The following is a 19744-nucleotide window of genomic DNA, read 5'->3' on the forward strand; positions in this document are numbered from 1 at the left end:
TGATTGCGATGAAAATTCTTGTTCTGGGAGGGGCCGGCTATATCGGGTCCCATACGGTTTATGAACTGATAGATGCGGGATATGAGGTGGTGATTGCCGATAATCTGGAAACAGGACATAAGCAGGCGGTGCATCCGGATGCAGTTTTCTATAAGGGAGATCTGAGAGACCGAAGCTTCGTGGATGAAGTGCTGGATCGTGAAAAGATCGATGCAGCGATCCATTTCGCAGCGAATTCGCTGGTGGGCGAGAGCATGACGGATCCTCTGAAATATTATGACAATAACCTGTGCGGAACAAAGGTCCTGCTGGAGAGTATGGTGGCTCATCACCTGGATAAGATTGTCTTCTCATCAACGGCAGCGACCTACGGTGAGCCTGAACGGATCCCGATCATGGAGACGGACCGGACGGAGCCCACCAATACATACGGTGAGACAAAGCTGTCCATGGAAAAAATGTTTAAATGGACCGGAAAGGCACACGGCCTGAGATACGTTTCTCTTCGGTATTTCAATGCATGTGGTGCGCATGTCAGCGGAAATATCGGGGAGGACCACCATCCGGAGACGCATCTGATTCCGCTGATTCTCCAGGTTCCGAACGGGCAGCGGGAATCCATCAGCATTTTCGGAGACGACTATGACACGAAAGACGGGACCTGTGTCAGGGATTACATCCATGTCACGGACCTGGCGCAGGCACATATACTGGCGCTGAAATATCTGCTGGACGGCGGGGAAAGTGATATCTTCAATCTTGGGAACGGTGTTGGCTTTACTGTGCGGGAAGTGATCGAGACTGCCAGAAAGGTGACAGGACATGCGATACCGGCAGTGGCAAAAGAGCGCCGCGCGGGCGATCCGGCACAGTTAATTGCCTCAAGTCAAAAAGCACGGGATATACTGAAATGGAAACCGGAACATGACAGTCTGGAGGACATTATCGAGACGGCATGGAAATGGCATAAGAAGCATCCGCAGGGATATGCCGGGTGAAGCGAAGGAGGAGTACGATGATCTGTACGGATATTAAAAAACTGGTGACTTATGGTGTGGAGACGGGCCTGCTGGAACCGGAGGATGTAACGGATGCCACGAACCAGCTGCTGGATCTGCTGGGAATGTCCTTCTATGAGGAGCCTGCAAAAGAATATCACGCGGTAGAACTGGAACCGGTGCTTGCAGCCATCCTGGATTATGCATGGCAGCAGGGACTGCTGGAGGAGAATACGACGGTGTACAGGGATCTGTTCGATACTGCCCTGATGGGAAGACTGATGCCGAGACCAAGTACGGTGATCGCAAATTTCCGAAAGTTTTACCGGGAAAATCCGGAAAGAGCGACAGATTATTTTTATAAACTCAGCCAGGACAGTGATTATATCCGCCGGTACCGGATCAAAAAAGACGAGAAGTGGGACACACAGACGGAATATGGGACTCTGGAGATCACTATTAATCTGGCGAAGCCGGAAAAGGATCCGAAGGCCATCGCGGCGGCGGGAAAAGCCAGGGCAGCGGGATACCCCAAATGCCTGCTGTGCAGGGAAAACGAAGGCTATGCCGGGCGGGTGGACCATCCGGCGCGGCAGAATCACAGGGTGATACCGCTGACCGTCAGCGGTGAGTCGTGGGGGCTGCAGTACTCTCCTTACGTCTATTATCCGGAGCACTGCATCGTATTCAATATGGAACACGTGCCGATGAAGATCGACCGCAGGGCATTTGAAAAACTGCTGGATTTTACCGCTCAGTTTCCACATTATTTTGTCGGATCGAATGCCGATCTTCCGATAGTGGGGGGGTCTATCCTGAGTCACGAACATTTCCAGGGGGGACACCATGAATTTGCGATGGCGAAGGCTCCGATTGAGAGACATATCCATATCAGTGATTATGAGGATGTGGAGGCTGGGATTGTAAAGTGGCCGATGTCTGTGATCAGGCTGCGTTCGCGGGATGCAGGGCGCCTCGCGCCGCTCTCGGAACACATTCTTGACACATGGCGGACCTATACGGATGAACAGGCTTTTATTTATGCTGAGACTAACGGAGTGCCGCACAATACGATCACGCCGATCTGCAGAAAAAGAGGGGAGCACTTTGAAATGGATCTTGTTCTGCGAAACAACATCACGACGAAAGAGCACCCTCTGGGAGTGTTCCATCCGCATGCCGGACTCCACCATATCAAAAAGGAGAATATCGGACTGATCGAAGTGATGGGACTCGCAGTACTGCCGTCCCGCCTGAAGACGGAGATGGAACAGCTTGCGCAGGCGATCCTGGAGAACAGGGATATTCGGAGCGACAGCGTGCTGGAAAAACATGCAGACTGGGTGGCGGAATTCCTGCCTTCCTATCCGGATTTGAACCGGGATAATATCCATGAGATTCTGCGGCGGGAGATTGGACGCGTGTTCCGGGAAGTCCTGGAAGACGCCGGTGTTTATAAAAGAACGGATGAGGGTAACGCCGCATTTCTTCGTTTTATAGAAAAACTGTAAGGACGAAAAGTACTGGTCGTAAGACCGGTACTTTTTTTAATGCATGGGAAATTCGTCCGTAACCTCCTGTATGATAAAAGCACTTCATGCAAAGATGCGCGGTCATATCCCGTTACAAAACAAAAACAAAACAATTATAAAACAAAAAATAATATTTAGACAAAAAAACAAATCAAAAACTGTGAAAAAAGGAGAAGTTGTAAAAAAGTTTAAAAATAAATTGACTGGAACAGCAAAATATGCAAAACTAGAAGAAACAAATACGAAAAATATTTTGTAAATCAACAAAACAAAAGGAGGAAACTGCCATTGGACGTAAAGCTGGGGATATGTAATTTTTGTGTGCCGGGAACAGGTGTGTTTGCACCGAAGTTTGTGAAAGAATGTGGTCTGGACGGTATGTCGATCGATTTCGGCACTTTTGAGCAGGGATTTCCGCTGGGACAGGTAAGGATGCAGGAGGCGTATCTGGAGGCAAAAGGCATCTATGAAATCGAGTATCCGAATATAGGATGCAGCGGGTACGACGACATCCCCTTTGCGGCGGAAACAGGGCATCCTTTAGGGGAAGCGGCGGATATTCTGTGGAGAGGCGCTGTGGATGCGGCTGATTATATGGGGATTCCGCTTGTGTTTATTCCGCTGTTCAGGCAGAGCAGCATCCAGACAGAACAGGAACTGAAAACAGCTGCACTGCGGTTTCGAAAAATTTGCGATTATGCAGCGGAAAAAGGAATCTGTATTGCGTGTGAAAGTGAAATGACGGTCAATCACCAGCTGATGCTCGTGGAACTGGTTGATAAAGAAAATTTTCGTATATTTTATGATAATGCCAATCACCTGTATTTTAAGGACATTGACGGGTATGAAGTGCTGAAGGTCGTTTATCCTTTTATCGGGGACCAGTTACACCTGAAGGACAGTACCAAAGGGTGCCTGGCGAATGCGGTGGTGGGTACCGGGATCACACGGTTTTATGAGGTTGTTAACTTTTTAAAAGAGAAGAATTATTCGGGGTGGATTATTCTGGAGAATCTGTATGAGCGAAAAGATATGCGGGATATACATACGGATCGTTATGAAATTATGAAGATGGATGTGGAAGCTCTGAGACGGGCAGTCAGATAACAGCAGATAAGTTGCAGGAGGTAGCGTATGAAAACCAAGAAAATGATAGCCGTATGGATGACAGCGGGGATAATTATGGTCTCTCTGGCCGGGTGCGGAGGAAAAGATGACACGTCTAAGACCGCCGCAGGACAGGAGCGCGCGGAGGATACCGCTGATGCGAAGGAAAACAAAGTAGACAAGGGGGCATCGGAGAGCCCTGTAAGACTTGGAATTGTCGTGAAATCTTTATCAGACCAGTATTATACACTCTTGAAAAAAGGCGCGGAGGACCGGGCTGAAGAAGTGGGGAACATAGAACTGACCGTTATTGCTCCAAACTCTGAAGCGGATGTACAGAAACAGGTGGAAAACGTTGAAACTCTGCTGGCAAAAGGGGTGGATGTGATCGGCATTGCCCCGGCGCACAATGAAACACTGCTTCCGGTACTGCAGCAGGCTGTGGAACAAGGCGTGAAGGTTATGGCTGTGGACAACGATACTACATTAGAGGAGAAAGTGACATTTATCGGGACAGAAAATGAGACCGCGGCTTACGAAGGAGCGAAATGGGCCGGAGAGCAAATCGGGGAAGGCGGGAATGCCATTGTACTCCGGGGGAAACTCGGGGACAGCAATCACGACGAGCGCGAGGCAGGCCTGCAAAAAGGACTGGAAGAAACAGGGATCAATGTGCTCGAAATACAGACCGCCGACTGTGAGGAACAGAAAGGGCTGCAGGTGACCGAAAACCTGATACAAAAATATGACAACATTGACCTGGTGATTACGACCGCGGATACCATGTCGATGGGAGCCTATCGTGCGATTGAACAGGCAGGTATGACGGATAAGATTCAGGTGTACGGATTTGACGGACAGTATTCTTTTGCGAAGCTGATCGCAGAGGGGAAGGTGCTGGGAACAACGGCGCAGGACCCCTACACGATGGGGATCATCGCAGTGGATACGGCAGTTTCCATAGCAAACGGTGAAGAAGTAAATCCACGGATAGATTCCGGACAGATCATCGTGACGCAGGAAAACGGGGCGGAATTTGTAAAAGATCTGGAATCGAAACTCCCGCAGTGAGTTACGGATGATGATGACGGGAAGCAACCTGATCTGGGAGGTAAATTGTGAAGAAAAGCGTATGTATTGAGGCTGTTTACACGGAGCTTCCGTTTTATGAAAGAATCGAGGCGGCAGCGGCTGACGGATTCTCGCATGTGGAGTTCTGGCATTGGATCGATAAAGATTTAAACGTCATAAAGGAAGAAACAGAGAAAAACGGGGTTGGGATTGCCGGATTTTTAGGCGGGGATACCGTTCACTCCATGATACGTCCGGAACATAAGGCTTCCTATCTGGAATATCTGGAAAGATCCGTGGAGGCGGCAAAGCTGGTCGGTGCAGAAGGCCTGATCATACAGTCCAATGCGCTGAACCGTGACGGGAGTGTATATGAGCGGTGTCAGGATCTTTCGGAAACGACGAAGATCTGCTCCATGTTTGATACGCTTAAAGAAGTGGCGGATATGGGGGAAAAGTCAGGAATCGTCATGATGCTGGAACCGTTAAATATCCGATATGACCATGCCGGCTATTTTATGGAGAACACACAGACGGCGGCCGATTTTATCGGTGTTTTGGGTTCGCCGTATGTCAGGCTGCTGTACGATGTGTATCACATGCAGATCAATGAAGGCGATATTTGTAATTCTCTTGAGAAGTATCAAGATATGATTGCGGAAGTACATATCGCGGATGTCCCCGGCCGGCACGAGCCGGGGACCGGAGAAGTCTGCTATCCCCGTGTGGTGAAAAAGCTGCAGGAGCTGGGATATGATGGGCTTGTCGGGTGTGAACTCTTTCCGCTTGCATCTTCAGCAGAAGCGGTAAAGGCATTTATGTCAGTTTTTTGAGACAAAACTGTGCCGGAAACGATATTGGTATGTTCCCTGCTCTGGCGAAGCGACTGGATTTTTATTGACATTATTCATAAGTTTGTTGATAATATGATTAGTATGTTATTAAGAATGCAAAGGCAGGGCACATATGAAAGTTCGGGAAATAGCAGCGGTATTTGGTGTGGCTCCATCTACGGTATCATTGGTGCTGAACGGGAAACCGGGAGTGGGAGATGAACTTCGAAAATCCATTGAAGAGAAATTAATCGAGAATGGTTATACCATCAAAAAGGAACAGGAAGAACGGGGGACAATTCTGTTTATCTATTACATCAGTTCCAGATATCTGTCCAATCGCAAAGACAACACGTTTGCGATGCTTTTGGGCGGGGTGCAGAAAGTCTGTAAACAGAAAAATTATATCTGTTCTTTAATTTATGCCGGACATGGAGAACTTGAGGAGAAAATCAGAGAGGCAGACGAAAAGGCGGATATCAGGGGAATCGTATTTCTGGGCACGGAATATTTTCATTCGCCGGACAAGGTTCTGCTGGGGGCAAAGACCCCGCTTGTGGTCCTGGATGGCTTTTTCCCGGATTATCCTCTGAATACGGTCAATATAGATAATGCATATGGCATTTATGAGGAAGTGAAGTATCTGAAAGAAAAAGGCCATCAGGCGGTGGGGTATCTGAGATGCGGTTTGCCGTACGGATGCCTGCAGGACCGGCGAAACTGCGTGGAACTGGTGCTCCGCCAGATGGGGCTGCAGCTCAGGGAGGAAGATATTGTGGAAGTGACCCAGGACACGGAAGCATTAGAAGAGGAGATCGGCACTTATCTTGACAGACAGAAGCAGCTTCCGACCGCGTTTATTGCGGACAATGACCTGATCGGGATTATGGCGGTTAAAACGATGCAGGCGCGCGGATTGAGGGTTCCGGAAGATATTTCAGTGATCGGGTTTGACGATGCCGGACTGTGCCAGCTGTCAACGCCTAAACTGACTACTGTTCGTGCTGATTTCGAAAAAATGGGGGAAAGAGCGGTGTACAGGCTTTTGAGAATGATGGAAGAGAAGGATAAATGTGTGGAAAAACTGTATATCGGTACGGAATTTATAGAAAGAGAATCTGTCGCCCGCATCGGGGGAAGTGAGTGACGAGATGTAAAGGCAGGTATATGAAAACGGCTGATGAAGACGGTACGAAACCGTCTTTGTCAGCCGTTTTGGTTTAAAGAACGTTCCTATCCGGGACCCCATATCCTGCGGATAGGGATATGACAAAATAATTTGCCGGCAAAAAGCGGATAAAACAGGGGAGAATTCATTTTGTGAAAAGAACCCCGACCGGGGCTTGTGAGTGAGAAATTGCGATAGTATTATGTATCTGTCAGTAAACAAGGAACTGTGCATAGGAAGATTAAGAAAGAGGCAGTGGAATGAATCAGGTGAATAAAAGAGAGAATTATTGTGGTTACCCGATGGGAGAGGATGGAAGAAAAATGCTGGCAGATATGTCGCATCATCATGCTCCGGTAACTGACTGGACGCTGGAGCTATTGGATATACAGCCGGATGAAATAGTTTTAGAGATTGGATGCGGCGGTGGACATGCATTAAAGCGGGCAGCCTGCCGGATTACATCAGGAAAGCTATATGGAGTGGACTATTCGGAAACGGCAGTCCTCGCTGCGAAAGAAGAAAATGCTGAGAACATTGCGGGGGGCAGCCTTACTGTTATCGAAGCCAGTGTTTCCAGGCTTCCTTTTCCGGATCATACATTTGATAAGGTCTATTCTATTGAGAGCTATTTTTTCTGGCCTGATCTGGAACAGGATTTCAAAGAAATTCTAAGGGTTTTAAAGCCGGGAGGAAAGGTTTACATTACAGGCTGTGTACATTGGAGAGACGGGCTTTCTGAGGAAGAAAAAGCACATCTGAGCAGTATGAATATGCGTAATCTTTCTTTTGCTGAGTTTGGAGAACTGTTAACAGCAGCAGGGTATCAGGATGTACATATTCACGGAAAAGAAGGCAGAGAATGGATCTGCGGAGAAGGAACAAAAGCAGAATAAGCAGGCCGGAAAATGGAAGGGGAGGTACGGGTGAAAAGGAAGAGAGAAGCAGAAATCGCAGTAAATATGATAAAGCGTTGCCTCGTGTTCTGTGCTGCAATTTTTGTATTGTCCGTAGTTGTATTTTGTCTTGCGCGATATGCTCCCGGCGATCCGGTACAGACTTTCTATGGCTCTGATGCACAGACAATGTCGGAGGCTGAATTGGAAGCGGCAAGATCCAGGCTGGGCCTGGACGGTCCTGTCTGGATTCAGTATGTACGGTGGGTGGAGCACGCGGTTCAGGGTGATTTTGGTATCTCCCTTCAGTACAAAATGCCGGCGATGGAAGTCATTGCCCCGCTTATCGGAAATACACTGATCCTGGGAGCGGCAGGTTATATTCTTGTTTTTTTATTGTCGGTTTTGCTTGCCGTTGTGTGTGCGCGGTTTGAGGACAGCTGGCTGGACAGGCTGATATGTAAAATTGGAACCATTATGTACTATATTCCGCCTTTTTGGTTTGGCGTTGTGCTCATTATGATCTTCAGTATTGGCCTGGGATGGCTGCCGAGCAGCGGGGCGTATGATCCGGGCATGGAGGACAGCATCGGCAACCGGATCAGCCATATGATTCTGCCGCTGATCGTTATTGTAGCCAGTCATCTGTGGTATTATACCTGCATGTTCCGCAATAAGCTGCTGGACGAGGTCCGTAAGGACTATGTGCTGCTTGCAAAATCGAATGGCCTGGGAAAAAACAGAATCCTGTGGGGACATTGCCTGCGAAACATTGCGCCGACGATCATAAGTATTATGGCAATCTCCGTTCCGCATGTCCTTAGCGGAACCTATATTGCGGAATCTGTCTTTAACTATGCAGGGATTGGTTCGCTGGGTGTTTCCAGTGCAAAGTATCATGACTATAATCTTCTGATGCTCGTTGTACTGATTACTGGCGTTCTGGTGATTGCCAGCAGTTTGATCGCACAGTCTGTAAATGAAGTGATTGATCCGAGAATGAAGATGGGGGAGGAATCTGCGTGGAAGAAAAGACGAGTGAGCAGGGGCTGTTTGAGATAGTCGGTTTGGACTATCGGAAACAGGTATCTGAATTGAAAGAACCCTCCTTTCGTGACAGGCTGAGGGGGAAACCGGTATTCTCCATTCTGGTTCTGTCGCTGATCTTCGGAGGCTGTCTGTTTGCAAATGTGATCGCAAATCATGATCCAGGCTATTTTTATCTGGACAATATCAATCAGGCACCCAACAGTGAATTCTTTTTTGGTACGGATTCTATGGGACGGGATATCTTTTCTCTGATCTGGAGCGGTGGGAGAGCATCGATTGCGATCGGACTTCTGAGTGCGGCAATTACGACGGTGATCGGTATTGCCTATGGATGTATCAGCGGCATTGCCGGCTCACATGTGGATTCGGTTATGATGCGCATGACAGAGATTGCGGGAAGCATTCCTTCTATCCTGCTGATCCTGCTGTTCACCAGCTTTTTTGACAGTAATAATGTATGGACACTCTCCCTGGTGATCGGCGCTCTCGGATGGTTTAATCTGGCGCGTATCGTGAGAAGTGAGGTGCGGCAGATCCGCAATCAGGAATATGTCCTGGTTTCCCGCAGTATGGGCGCTGGTTTCGGTCACATTATGCTGCGGCATTTGATTCCGAACTTTGTATCTGCGATTATGTTTGTGATAGTATCCAGCATCAGCAACAGCATGACAACAGAGGCAACACTCAGTTTCCTTGGCCTGGGGCTTCCGGTCGAAGTGGTTTCATGGGGAAGCATGCTTTCTCTTGCCAACCGCGCACTGATGCTGAATACCTGGTGGGTCATTTTGATCCCCGGATTGTTTTTGACGATAACGCTGGTGTGCATCACGAACATCGGACAGTATTTCAGGAAAGAGGTCAATCGCCGTTTATCAAACTTGTAATGATTAAAAATAAAAAAGAAGTTATCTCAGGAGGTAATATGATGAAACTTAAGTCAATTGTATCCATTGCTGTGATTGCAGCAATGTTATGTACCGGTCTGGCCGGCTGCAGTCAGAAAACTGATTCTGCAAAATCAACGGAAGAATCAGCTTCAGAGGCTCCGGCAGAAACAGACGGCACGCTGGTGTTTGCGTGTGAGTCAAAAAGTGCGATCAATCCCCTTGTCAATGAAAATGAAATGACGGATATTGTTTTTTCAGGTTTGCTGAAATACGACGGCAATAATAAGCCGGTCGAAGATCTGGCGGAAAGTTACAGCTATGACGAAGAGACGATGACCTATACGTTTAAACTTCACGATGACGTGAAATGGCATGACGGAGAGGATTTTACAGTGGATGATGTGTTGTTCACTTATAAACTTCTGACGGAGGATGAAACACTGTCTTCCTCTGTTACCAGCGATTATAAGGATATCGAAAGCATTGAAAAAGTGGATGACCATACCGTGTCAATTAAGATGAAAGCATATAACGTTGCAATATCGAATTATTTTACCATAGGTATTCTTCCGCAGCATTTGCTTGAGGGGAAAGATGTCACTACGGATACTTTTAACCAGAATCCGGTAGGTACGGGCCGTTACAAATTTGTTTCCTGGGACACTGCCGGCGGCACCATTACTTTTGAAAGCAATGAAGAGTATTATGATAAAGTACCGAATATCAAAAAACTTATTTTTAAGCCTGTAGATAATAAAACTACAAAGACCTCCATGCTGCAGACCGGTGAGGTGGATCTGGCATGGCTGGACGCAACATTTGCAAAGACCTTTGAGGGTAAGGACGGATTTACTATCACAAAATATAAAACAGCAGATTTCCGCGGTGTCTCCATGAACTTTAACAGGGATTTCTGGAAAAATAATGCGGACAGCGTCGGGGTATTAAACTATGCGGTTGATAAAGAAGCCATCGTCAGCAGCGTTTTGGACGGGGAGGGCGTCGCAGCCTACAGCCCGATCCAGCTGAGTGAGATGGGCGGAAATACCGGTGCGGATATATATACTTATGATACCGAAAAATTCGCCGAAGAGATGGAAAAACTGGGCTGGAAAAAGGGCAGCGACGGTATCTATGAACGCAATGGGCAGAAGTTTGAATTTACGGTACATATCACAGACTCTGAAGAAGAGCGTGTGGACATAGGCAAGCTTTTGGCAAAACAGCTGGAGGATGCCGGCGTGAAAATGGATATTGCAATTGACAGTTCCTGGGATTCTACAGAATTTGACGGCTTTGTGTACGGAGAAGCGTGCCAGTATGATGCGGATCAGTGCTTCAAAATGTTTACGAGTGACGGAAGCCAGAATTCACAGAAATACAGCAATGAAAAGGTGGATGAACTGCTGAGCGCTGCGCGCCACGAACGGGATCAGTCTGTCAGAAAAGAGCTCTACGGGGAATTTGAAGAGGTATATGCCAAGCAGCCTTCCATCCTTCTGATCGCCTATCTGGACGGCTTCTATGTCGGTACTTCCAGACTGAAGGGACTCGATACCAGCAGGGTACTTGGACACCATGCCCGGGGTGTTATGTGGAACGTTGAAGAATGGACACTGGAGTAAACAAAAGTAAATACCACAGAGAAGGATAGATTATGCAGCCTGTTTTACAAGTTTCCAATTTATCAGTGAGCTTTGATACGCCGAGGGGTGAAGTAGAAGCGGTCAGGGATGTTTCATGGCAGCTGGATGCCGGAGAGGTACTCGCTGTTGTGGGTGAATCCGGCTGCGGAAAAACCGTAATGGTACAGTCGATCATGAAATTACTTCCTGAAAATTCAAAGATCAGGCAGGGAAAGATTCTGGTATCCGGTGAGGATATCACCGGATACGGGGAAAAGCAGATGCGAAGATTGCGTTCCAGCGAATTTTCCATGGTCTTTCAGGATCCTATGACTTCGTTAAACCCAACGATTCCAATCGGGAAACAAATGGTCGAGGCTATCAGGAAGCATCGTAAAATCAGCAGGGAAGAAGCGAAAGGGATTGCGGTGGACCTGATGCGGCTGGTGAAAATAGACGACGCCAAAGAGCGCTTTTATCTGCAGCCCCATTATTTTTCGGGAGGCATGAGACAGCGCTGTGTACTCGCTATGGCCATGGCGTCCGAGCCCCGCGTGATTTTTGCAGATGAACCGACAACTGCGCTGGACGTGACGATTCAGGCGGAAATCCTGCACCTGATTCGTTCTTTGAAAGAAGAAAAGGGTATTTCTTTTGTTTTTATTTCTCATGATCTGGGAGTGGTGGCGGGTGTTGCCGACCGAATCGCGATTATGTATGCCGGAAAAATTGTTGAGACCGGCACTGCGGAGGAGATTTTTTATGATCCGCGGCATCCCTATACATGGGGGCTGCTGGGGGCGCTGCCGGACTTTGCGAAGGACGGAAAGCTGGAGACGATTCCGGGTGTTCCTCCGACTATGATTGACCTGCCCAGGGGAGATGCATTCGCTGTGCGGAATAAATACGCTATGAGAATTGATTATGAAGAGATGCCGCCCATGTTTAAGATAACAGATACGCATTATGCGGCAACCTGGCTTTTAGACCGCCGGGCGCCGAAGATTATCCGCTGATCGGGGAAAGGAGCATAAGGCAAATGGGAGAACAGCCGCTGTTAGAGGTAAAAGGTTTAAAACAGTATTTTAAAATTAATTCTCATTATTCTGTAGAGGCGGTAGATGATATCTCTTTTGAAGTGTATGAAGGAGAGATATTTGCGCTGGTAGGCGAAAGCGGTTCTGGAAAATCTACGGTAGCCCGCTCTGTTATGGGGTACTATACTCCGACAGACGGAGAGGTATATTTTGAGGGACAATTGATTTCGGATAAAAGGAAAATGCGCCATAAGCAGGAAAGTCTGCACAGGGATCTGCAGATCATCTTCCAGGATTGTGCGGCGGCATTAAATCCGAGGATGACAGTGGAAGAAATCATAGAAGAACCCATCCGGGTAAACCATGTGTATAAAAGCAGGCAGGAACTGGATACCCGGGTGGAGGAGCTGCTGGAGCAGGTAGGCTTAAATGGAACATTCCGGAAAAAATATCCCTCTGAGATTTCGGGCGGGCAGAGACAGCGGGTCGCGATTGCCAGAAGTATAGCTCTGAATCCTAAACTTCTGATTGCTGATGAGCCTCTCGCTTCCCTGGATGTGTCGATTCAGGCTCAGATCGTCAGCTTGTTTAAGCGGCTTCAAAAAGAGTTTGGATTTGCATTTTTATTTATTGCACATGACCTTTCGATCGTGAAGTTTATCAGTGACCGTGTGGGAGTCCTCTACCGGGGGAAGTTAGTAGAAACTGCGCCGACAGAGATACTGTTCGGCAATCCGGTACATCCCTATACGAGAGCGCTGCTGTCCGCTGTTCCGGTGCCGGATCCTGCGGCGGAGAAGGATAAAACACTGGAGAAGTTTGACAGTGGGGACTTTACCGGAAAAGGCAGAATGCAGGAGGTGGAACGCGGACATTTTGTGCTGACGGAAAATTCTGAAGAGTAATGATTTTTGTAACCATACCCCCGGGGAGGCCTGTAAGCCTTTTTCGGGGGTATTATACTTTTTGGATAAATATGATATGATAAAAAAATAATATAAATCACAGGAGGCGTCCGATGTATAAAATCATGATCATAGAAGACGATGTGACGATTGCGAAGGTAATCGGTGAGCATCTGAAGAAATGGGGATATGAGACGGCGAGTATCAAGAACTTTGAGAAGGTGACGGAGGAGGTCTTTGCATTTGAACCGCATCTGATTCTGCTCGATATCATGCTGCCCTTTTTTAACGGTTTCTACTGGTGTGCCGAGATCAGGCGCCAGTCGAGCGTTCCGATCGTATTCCTGTCTTCTGCGTCCGATAATATGAATATGGTGATGGCGATGAATATGGGGGCTGATGATTTTATCGCGAAGCCCTTCGACCTGCAGGTACTGACGGCGAAGGTACAGGCTCTTTTGCGCAGGGCGTATTCCTTTGCCGAGAATACGAAGGCGCTGGAGCACCGCGGAGTGCTGCTGAATCTTGCAGATGCGACGCTGACTTATGAGGGGAGAAAGATCGACCTGACAAAGAATGAATTTCGTATCCTGCAGCTTTTGATGGAACGGACGGGACATGTTGTGGAACGGGATACGATCATGGAGTGTCTCTGGGAGAGCGACAGCTTTATCGATGATAACACACTGACTGTAAACGTGACGAGGCTGCGCAAAAAACTGGATGAGGCAGGAATAACGGAGTTTATTGTTACCAAAAAAGGGATTGGGTATCTGGTGAAGTGAGAATAAAGGATATATTGCTTGGAATGAAATCTTATATAAGGAGACAGGTGCCGGTTATAGCAGCAGCTGTGCTGATATCGGTCATCATTGTGATATTGTTCTGGCTGTACAGGCTGCCGCTGGAGATGGGCGTTTATCTGATCATCATGGAAGCCTTCGTGCTGGGGGTGACGGAGGCTGTACGCTTCTACGGATACTATCGGAAACATCTGCAGCTGCACAGCCAGAAGTCTGTGATTGAGAACGAGATGATTACGCTGCCTGAACCGGGGGACATCCTGGAGGCGGACTATCAGGAACTGCTTTTGACGGCTGCACACGGCAGAGCGGCGGCTATTCTTGAGAAAGACCGTTCTATGGCTGAACTGAATGATTACTATACACTGTGGGCGCATCAGATTAAGACTCCGATATCCGCCATGAACCTCCTGCTGCAGGAAGAGGGCACCGTTGATAAGAAAGAACTGGCGGCGCAGCTTTTTAAGGTTGAACAGTATGTGGATATGGTACTGCAGTATCTGCGCGCGGAAAATATATCGGGGGATCTCACATTGAAGGCCTACTCTGTCGATGATATCATCCGCCAGGCAGTGAAAAAATACGCAAGAACATTTATTCAAAAGAAAATCACACTGGAATATGATGCGATCGGATGTGTTGTGATCACGGATGAGAAGTGGCTGGTATTCGTCATTGAACAACTGTTGTCAAATGCCCTGAAATACACGCCTCAGGGGAAGATATCGATCTATCGGTCCCGGGAGCAGCCTGATACGCTGGTAATTGAGGACACCGGCATCGGGATCGCGCCGGAGGACCTGCCGCGTGTGTGTGAGCGCGGATATACGGGCTATAATGGGCGCAGCCATCAGAAGTCAACGGGAATCGGGCTCTATCTGTGCAAGAAGATACTGACGCGTCTGTCCCATGTGATGACGATCGCGTCGGAAATCGGTGAGGGCACGAGAGTGCTTATCGGTTTTGAGAGTATGACCCGCGTGAGCGGACGAGATGCGGACAAAGGCTGAGAATGTCATGGAAACAGGGCATCCGGCTTTTTCTGACCCTTGTGATGTTACAAAAACAGGAGTTAAATATTACGAAAATATTAAAAAGATTTAAGGAAAACAATCAAAAAGGTTGAAATTCTTTTAGGAACATGATAGTATATGGAGGAAGTCTTGAAAATATTACGAAACATTTACGGCACAACATGACAAAAATCATGATGGATGCAGGGAGAAAATTGTAAAATGAGAAAAAAAATAGTTTGTTTATTCCTAGGTCTTGTTATGATGTTGTCTCAGACTATGACGGTTCTGGCTACAACGGAAGACCAGCTAAGACAGGAAAAGAACCAGGCGGAAAGCCAGTTGAGCGAAACGAATTCAGTCATTAACAGCCTGTCTGAGAGACAGACGCAGATCCAGTCGGAAATCAATGCGATGGATGCAGATATGGTCGATCTGATGATACAGATCGATGCGGCAAAAACCGACATTGCGAATACAGAAACAGAAATTGCGAATACCGAAAATGATATCACAAATAAAAAGGCAGAGATCGAGCAGACCAAAAAAGATTTACAGGATGCAGAAGATGATCGTGACAGACAGTATGAGGATATGAAAAAACGTATCCAGTACATATATGAAAACGGCGGTGACGCCGCATGGATCAAGATGATCTTTGAGGCGGAAGATTTTTCAAAGGTACTGAACCGTGCAGACTATGCTCAGAGCCTGCATGATTACGACCGTGATCAGCTGGAGCAGTATGTGGCGGTTGTAAATCAGGTTACTGAGTTAAAGAAAAACCTGGAAGCGCAGAAGGCAGAACTGGAAGCCCAGAAAGCGGAACTGGAAACACAGAAGGCATCTCTGGAAAGCCAGAAAGCCGACCTGGAAGGCCAGCAGGCAGATCTGCAGGCGCGTATCGATGAGAAGCAGGCGGCCAGCAGTGATTATGCGAGTCAGATTGCAACGGCTCGTCAGCAGGCAGCTGAAATCAGCAATCTGATCGCACAGCAGGAAGCAGAGCTGAACCGTCTTGCTGAAGAGAGAAGACGTGCTGAAGAAGAAGCGGCCAGACAGGCGGCAGCGGAAGAGGCCAGGCGTCAGGCAGCGGCGGAAGAAGCTCAGAGACAGCAGCAGTCTTCCAATGATGAATCCTCCACGGATTCTGAGTCGGATTCCGACAGCGGAAATGTCTTGGAGAACACATCTGACAGCGGCACGGATGATAATGATGATACCGGCAGCGATTCGGATACCGACAGCAGTTCTTCGGATAACGACGAGTCTTCGGGCGGCAGCAGCTCTGATTCCGGCAGCTCCTCCTCATCCGACGATTCCGGTACTTCCGGCGGTTCCTATGAAGAAGAGCCGAGTTATTCCCAGGGGGGATCCTCGGGAAGCGCAATTGTAGCCTATGCAGATCAGTTTGTGGGTAATCCATATGTATGGGGCGGCAACTCACTGACGAATGGTATCGACTGTTCCCATTTCGTATGGCAGGTTCTGAAGAACTGCGGCGTGTACAGCGGCGGCTATACTACGTCAGGGGGATGGAGAAGCCTTGGACAGCCGGTGGCGAGCCTGTCCGAAGCGAGAGCCGGTGACGTCATCTGCTATTCCGGCCACGTGGCGATCTACGACGGATACGGCGGAATCGTAGAGGCGAAAGGAAGCCAGTGGGGAATCACACATGACAGAAGCGCTGACTGCAAGACAATCCTTGCGATCAGAAGATTTACATAATTAACCCGCAGGTTGTGCTGTGCGGTTAGACTGCAGATGGCAGTGAAGTCTAAAAAGGCTTCACTGCCATCTGTTTTTTGCTGTTCTTTTGTTTTATAGTCTTTTGGAAACCGTTTGGCGGGGAATAAACGTGGTTCCTACGGTTGATTTGATGACGCCGGGGTCATCAAGTCTTATCATCTGGATCAGACGCCGGGTGGCGAGTTCAGCCATCCGCTTAAAGTCTGATTTCACGGTGGTGAGGTGAGGGGAAAATATAGTACAGATATTGGAATCATCGAAACCGACGATTGAGATATCCTCGGGTATGCGAAGCCCTTTCCGCTGCAGTGCCTGAATAGCTGAAACACCGATGATATCGTTATCTGCGATAAATGCAGTAGGGAGTGTATCGGAGTGCTCCAGAAAGTGTGTCATTTCGGCCTGTATTTTCTCGGATTCCTGACTGACTTCGATGAGGTAGTCCGGATTCAGCCGAAGTCCGAGTCGTTCCATGGAGGAACGGATGCAGTCCTTCCTGTCTCGCAGACATCCGAATTCCACGGCGCTTTTTAAGTAACCGATATCTCTGTGGCCGTTTTCGAGCAGACAGGTAATAACCTGATGAACACCGTAGCTGTTATCGATATTCACGGTATTGATGGGATATTCGGGGAAAAAACCATCAAGGACAACGAGAGGAACCGGGAGTTTGTAAAAGGATTCCCTGGGTTCGTGGTAGTATTCCGTTCCCAGCAGTATAATGCCGTCGATGTCGGAAAGATTATTTTTACTGAACAATTCGTCAATGTTATGATAGGTTGCATTTGCCAGGGAGAAAGAGTATCGCTCTTCACGGCATACCTGTTCGATGGCGTTCAGGGTAACGGTTAACGTGTCATCCTTGCGTGCAGCCAAATAATTTGTACTTTTATAATAGACAAAAAGAATCGTTCCGGCGGTGGTTTTCGGTTCTTTGATTGCATAGCCATTCTCAATCAATGCGTTTTTGATCCGTTCTCTCAATTCACTGCGTACACCTGGTCTGTTATTAAGGACGACAGAGACCGTTGAGGGTGAAACGTTTAACATTTCGGCTATTTGTCGGATGGTCATATCTTATTTCCTTTCCACTGTAAAATGAAAACATAAATCGAATGTTTTGGGTTTGTTTATAGTCTATTGCAAAAACGCTTAAAAGTCAAGTGAGTGACAGACATTAAAACAAATAAAGAAACAAATGAATAATATAAAAGACAAGTATGTATTGATTTTGTGCAGGCGTAGTTTTGTAAATATATGGAAAATAAGTGCGATTTTGAGCGTTTTTGACAAAAACCTGTCTAATATTTTATAAAATATCCCATTACACAAAGGATTGACAAAAAACAAAAGGCGAACTATAATGAAAACATAAAGCAAAACAATGAGCAATCAAATTGAAAACAAAATGCGAACAAAAACAAAATGTTAGCAAGGTGGGGAGGCAAAAGTATGAAGCTTGATGGTAAAATTGCGATCGTTACCGGTGCTGCACAGGGAATCGGCCGCGGCATTGCACTGGAATACGCTAAAAACGGTGCAGATCTGATGATAACGGATATCAATCACGAGAAATTGGTGAACGTCTGTGAGGAGATAAGGTTATTGGGAAGAAAATGCATATTTCTGACAGGGGATGTCGCTAGGAGCGAAGACGTCAGAAATGTAGTAAACAGTACACGAAAAGCCTATGGGCGAATCGATATACTGACTCATGCTGCCGGGATTTTACGTTCCTGTCCGGTCATCGAACAGGAGGAAGAGGACTGGGATGCTGTGATCAACGTCAACCTCAGGAGTACATTTCTATACTGTAAGTACGTCGGCAGGGAAATGAAAAGACAGGGTTCCGGAAAAATGGTATTGATTGACTCCTGCGCTTCAAAAACAGGAGAGGCATTTAATGCAGTGTATTGTGCTTCAAAAGCGGGGGTCAGGCTTTTGTCACAGTCTTTGGCACTGGAACTTGCAGAATACGGGATTAATGTAAACAGTATAGCTCCCGGGACGATCAATACGGAGATGATCAGCAGATGCCTGCATGACCGGGCGCCTTTGTACGGACTCAGCTATGAGGAATACTTAAAAGAGTTTAACGAGGCGACTCCGCTGAAGAGAATGGGAGAGCCGGAGGAGATCGGCAAATTGTGTGTATTCCTGGCGTCTGATGACGCGGCATTTATTACCGGGTCATCGTTTAATATTTCAGGCGGACGGGAAAATCATTGACCAGACGGGAGGCAACTATGGATTTTAAAATAGGAATCGTGGAATGGGCATTTCCCTTTCCGGGACCGTATGGCCTGAAAATAGCGGCAGATATGGGAATCGAGGGAATGGAGCTTGATTTTGGAGATTACGAAACAGGATTCAAACTGTCAAACCCTGTTATTCAGAAAGCGTATCTCGAATGCGGCAGGGAGTACGGCGTTGAATTTCCTTCCATTGCTTTGAACGCGTTAAATGCACATGGCATGAGAAATGAAAGGGATACATACGACGGAATGATCGCTGTTGAAACGATATACAGAGGGGTGCAGGCGGCAGCGGATATGGGAATTCCCATCGTTCAGGTGCCAAGCTTCGATGACGGTGCCATCAAAAGCGAGGAGGATTTCTGGAATACGTGTGAAAAGGTAAGGCTGGCTTGTGATCTGGCAAAGAGACATGGCATTGTCATTGCCTTTGAGAATGTTTTATCTGCGAAAGAATCCCTGCGAATGATCCGGGAGGTGGGCTGTGATAACCTGAAGATATTTTATGACAGCCAGAATTATCATCTGGAAAAAGGATATTCACAGCAGGAAATTCTCAGTGAGTTGAAAGATCATATATGCCAGATACATATAAAAGATGGTTTTAATCAGACGATCAGTTCAGCGCTTCTTGGAAAAGGAGATACGGGATTCTATAAAACCGTACAGCTTATCAAAGCGAGTCATTGCGCAACATGGCTGCTGCTGGAAAATTATTACAATCAAAAACCGCTTAGTCTGTTGAATGCCGATGCTTTTTCGCTGCTGGAAGAAGATATCAGGACCGTGCGGCGGGCTTTTGCATAAGGAGGGGG

The 19744-nt window shown here is 47.5% G+C and carries 18 protein-coding genes; 17 read left to right on the forward strand and 1 reads right to left on the reverse strand.

The genetic code is table 11. The features are described from left to right. Positions 1 to 8 precede the first annotated feature (8 nt). The 15 genes from galE to NQ502_RS12860 all read left to right on the forward strand — a co-directional run bounded on the left by galE (position 9) and on the right by NQ502_RS12860 (position 16653). Positions 9 to 998, forward strand: coding sequence for a UDP-glucose 4-epimerase GalE (galE, locus tag NQ502_RS12790; protein WP_028529919.1), 990 nt, complete (start codon positions 9 to 11; stop codon positions 996 to 998). 17 nt (positions 999 to 1015) lie between these two features. Next, the gene (gene galT, locus NQ502_RS12795; RefSeq protein WP_028529920.1) at positions 1016 to 2509 is read left to right on the forward strand and encodes a UDP-glucose--hexose-1-phosphate uridylyltransferase; all 1494 of its coding nucleotides are present in this window, start codon (positions 1016 to 1018) and stop codon (positions 2507 to 2509) included. Between the two features lie 309 nt (positions 2510 to 2818). Then, a complete protein-coding gene (locus NQ502_RS12800) occupies positions 2819 to 3637 on the forward strand; it encodes a sugar phosphate isomerase/epimerase family protein (RefSeq protein WP_028529922.1) in 819 nt (272 codons plus the stop codon). 27 nt (positions 3638 to 3664) lie between these two features. Continuing rightward, positions 3665 to 4708, forward strand: a complete 1044-nt coding sequence (locus tag NQ502_RS12805) for a sugar ABC transporter substrate-binding protein (protein ID WP_028529923.1) — start codon at positions 3665 to 3667, stop codon at positions 4706 to 4708. Between the two features lie 47 nt (positions 4709 to 4755). Next, positions 4756 to 5541, forward strand: coding sequence for a TIM barrel protein (locus NQ502_RS12810; RefSeq protein WP_028529924.1), 786 nt, complete (start codon positions 4756 to 4758; stop codon positions 5539 to 5541). A 133-nt stretch (positions 5542 to 5674) separates the two neighbouring features. Continuing rightward, a complete protein-coding gene (locus NQ502_RS12815; protein ID WP_028529925.1) occupies positions 5675 to 6688 on the forward strand; it encodes a LacI family DNA-binding transcriptional regulator in 1014 nt (337 codons plus the stop codon). Positions 6689 to 6969: 281 nt separating this feature from the next. Beyond that, positions 6970 to 7605 carry a class I SAM-dependent methyltransferase gene (locus NQ502_RS12820; protein WP_044983554.1) on the forward strand — a complete coding sequence of 212 codons (636 nt, stop codon included), beginning with the start codon at positions 6970 to 6972 and terminating at the stop codon, positions 7603 to 7605. A 30-nt stretch (positions 7606 to 7635) separates the two neighbouring features. Further along, positions 7636 to 8667 carry an ABC transporter permease gene (locus NQ502_RS12825; protein ID WP_341349435.1) on the forward strand — a complete coding sequence of 344 codons (1032 nt, stop codon included), beginning with the start codon at positions 7636 to 7638 and terminating at the stop codon, positions 8665 to 8667. Continuing rightward, positions 8628 to 9539 carry an ABC transporter permease gene (locus NQ502_RS12830; RefSeq protein WP_028529927.1) on the forward strand — a complete coding sequence of 304 codons (912 nt, stop codon included), beginning with the start codon at positions 8628 to 8630 and terminating at the stop codon, positions 9537 to 9539. Before NQ502_RS12825 ends, NQ502_RS12830 begins: the two co-directional genes overlap by 40 nt. A gap of 38 nt (positions 9540 to 9577) precedes the next feature. Next, positions 9578 to 11167 carry an ABC transporter substrate-binding protein gene (locus tag NQ502_RS12835; protein ID WP_028529928.1) on the forward strand — a complete coding sequence of 530 codons (1590 nt, stop codon included), beginning with the start codon at positions 9578 to 9580 and terminating at the stop codon, positions 11165 to 11167. 32 nt (positions 11168 to 11199) lie between these two features. Further along, a complete protein-coding gene (locus tag NQ502_RS12840) occupies positions 11200 to 12183 on the forward strand; it encodes an ABC transporter ATP-binding protein (RefSeq protein WP_028529929.1) in 984 nt (327 codons plus the stop codon). Between the two features lie 23 nt (positions 12184 to 12206). Further along, a complete protein-coding gene (locus NQ502_RS12845) occupies positions 12207 to 13109 on the forward strand; it encodes an ATP-binding cassette domain-containing protein (protein ID WP_028529930.1) in 903 nt (300 codons plus the stop codon). A 113-nt stretch (positions 13110 to 13222) separates the two neighbouring features. Then, complete coding sequence (locus NQ502_RS12850; protein WP_028529931.1) at positions 13223 to 13894, forward strand: response regulator transcription factor; 672 nt, start codon at positions 13223 to 13225, stop codon at positions 13892 to 13894. Positions 13895 to 13917: 23 nt separating this feature from the next. Then, complete coding sequence (locus NQ502_RS12855) at positions 13918 to 14922, forward strand: sensor histidine kinase (RefSeq protein WP_207637664.1); 1005 nt, start codon at positions 13918 to 13920, stop codon at positions 14920 to 14922. Between the two features lie 225 nt (positions 14923 to 15147). After that, complete coding sequence (locus tag NQ502_RS12860) at positions 15148 to 16653, forward strand: C40 family peptidase (protein WP_028529932.1); 1506 nt, start codon at positions 15148 to 15150, stop codon at positions 16651 to 16653. 93 nt (positions 16654 to 16746) lie between these two features. Here the strand turns inward: NQ502_RS12860 and NQ502_RS12865 are convergent, their stop codons facing one another. After that, a complete protein-coding gene (locus tag NQ502_RS12865; protein ID WP_083963484.1) occupies positions 16747 to 17748 on the reverse strand; it encodes a LacI family DNA-binding transcriptional regulator in 1002 nt (333 codons plus the stop codon). 378 nt (positions 17749 to 18126) lie between these two features. Between NQ502_RS12865 and NQ502_RS12870 the strand changes: the two genes are divergently transcribed. Together NQ502_RS12870 and NQ502_RS12875 are read left to right on the forward strand one after the other, a co-directional pair. Further along, a complete protein-coding gene (locus tag NQ502_RS12870; RefSeq protein ID WP_028529934.1) occupies positions 18127 to 18903 on the forward strand; it encodes an SDR family NAD(P)-dependent oxidoreductase in 777 nt (258 codons plus the stop codon). A 17-nt stretch (positions 18904 to 18920) separates the two neighbouring features. Then, on the forward strand, positions 18921 to 19736 hold the full coding sequence (locus tag NQ502_RS12875) for a sugar phosphate isomerase/epimerase family protein (protein WP_028529935.1): 816 nt from the start codon (positions 18921 to 18923) through the stop codon (positions 19734 to 19736). The last annotated feature ends 8 nt before the right edge of the window (positions 19737 to 19744 follow it).

This window comes from Ruminococcus gauvreauii, from assembly GCF_025151995.1.
In the GTDB taxonomy this organism is placed as follows: domain Bacteria; phylum Bacillota; class Clostridia; order Lachnospirales; family Lachnospiraceae; genus Ruminococcus_G; species Ruminococcus_G gauvreauii.